The organism is Streptomyces sp. NPDC088354 (assembly GCF_044753585.1).
In the GTDB taxonomy this organism is placed as follows: domain Bacteria; phylum Actinomycetota; class Actinomycetes; order Streptomycetales; family Streptomycetaceae; genus Actinacidiphila.
In genome coordinates this window covers 1-1,771 of the sequence record NZ_JBIVNJ010000151.1, presented here as the reverse complement: position 1 = coordinate 1,771, position 1,771 = coordinate 1, and the positions used below count along the sequence as shown (strand labels likewise).

1 protein-coding gene is annotated in these 1,771 nt (G+C 63.7%); it reads right to left on the bottom strand.

What is annotated here, in order from left to right:
• The coding region (locus ACIP98_RS42400; RefSeq protein WP_401982228.1) for an MFS transporter at positions 1 to 640 on the bottom strand (640 nt) is incomplete at its 3' end.
• Positions 641 to 1,771: the final 1,131 nt, after the last annotated feature.

Below are 1,771 nucleotides of genomic sequence, written 5' to 3'. Positions count from 1 at the left end.
CGGTCCCGCTCTGGGCCAAGGGGGCAGCCTTTCCAAGCGGGGCCGCTCTTTCAGGATGCGCCTGCACCGGGCGGGAGGCCATTGCGGGACGGAGGGTGGGGTGCGGCTGCTCATGGTGCGGCGGCAACAAAATTGCTGTGGGGCTCGGCATGCTTCGGGCCCCACAGCGTTGCGCACTGCTGTTGACGACTGGCTGCGTCAGGAGGCCGGATTCTCCGATCAGAAGCCCGCCGACGGGCGGTCCGGCGCTGACGCTGATCCAGTTGGTCGTCTCGAACAGACTGTTGGCACGAAGACGGTACTCGGGCAGGACAAGTGCCTTCAAATGCGCCCCACTCGCCGCGCTGAACGCGACAGATGCCGCCGTCTGGAGAACTCCGACGACACACAGCTGGGCGAAGGTGAGCCTGCCGAAAGCCATGGCGACCGGAACGCTCGCCAGCAGCACACAGCGGGCCAGATCGGCAGTGATCATGACCGGCCGCTTGTACTGGTGCTCAATATGCACCCCGAGCGGCAAAGCGATCACCCCACTGGCCACTGCGGACAACGCAGCCAGCAAAGAGACCCGGAACGCAGAGGAATCCAGCACCAGGAGGGCAATCAGCGGCAACGCCCCCATGCCGACGGCACTGCCCACTGCGCTGACCGCATACGCACCCCACAGCCGCCGGAAGTCCTGCCCGAGTGCGCTCCCCTGTACCAACCGAACCTCCCGAGGTGAAGGCGCTCAGCGTAGTGACTCAGACCACCTACCACCTCGCGATCAAGCCATCACCGGACGCACCTCAGAGCCGAGATCAAAAACACTGCCCGCGCCCACGTGGTACCGCCAGCCCCCGCCAAAATGTCGTGAGCCGACAGCAGGGGACCCCGGGTCATGCCGGCCCGGGGTCCCCTGCTAGGTGATCTACAGTCGCTCACTCAACGACGAACTGCAGTTGGCGTCACGCCCATTCGACGCCCACCTGACCGAGTGCAGCACATGCCCGGGAACGCCCCGGGCAGAACAGCCTGCACGGCCCGTGCGGCGCCTCGTGGCAGCAGCCGTACGGGATTTCCGCTTGGCGTCAGCGGGCCGTACACGGCGCCATACAGGGCGGGGCCGGGACTCCTGTGGGGTCCCGGCCGAGCTGAGTGACACGGCTGCGGGGGCTACCAGCGCATGCCGAGCGCGTCGAGTTCCGTGCATCGTTCCTCGGTGAGCTTGTCGGCCCGACAACGGGCATTGTCCACGAACTGACCCAGGTTGACATCTGTGCCGACGCGTCCGGCTCGATGAGCTGCTCAACACGCTTCCGGGGCACCTGGGATGTCTGGAAGCTATGTGATTCTGAAAACGACCGGATGACAATATTCCTTGTTCTGTAACAGTAACGATCCTTGTGGAGATGCGCCTGGTCGGGTACTATGCTGGCGCGCAGCTTCACCTGGATTTTGTAGCCAGCTGTGTGAACCCGGGTTCACACAGGGAGAGCTGGCCTTTGGTCGTCTGGGGCAGAAGATCGGCTAAATGGCGCGCATATTCTGTTTTCGCCCACGGTATCGCTCTCGCGGTAGCGGCTCGGACCGTTTCCCGCAGCATGTCTTTGCTCTGGTGCACGGCAGGACGACGTATGGTTTTCCGGGTGTCCATCAACGGCGCGCGGTAGAAATAAGCGCTCTTGCGATGACCTTTTGTCAAAAGTAGCTGAAAAGCGAGAGAGAGTTATGAAGAAGCGTACCGCTTTCCGAGCAGCCGCTACAGCCGCTGTGGCCCTCGTCGGCACCC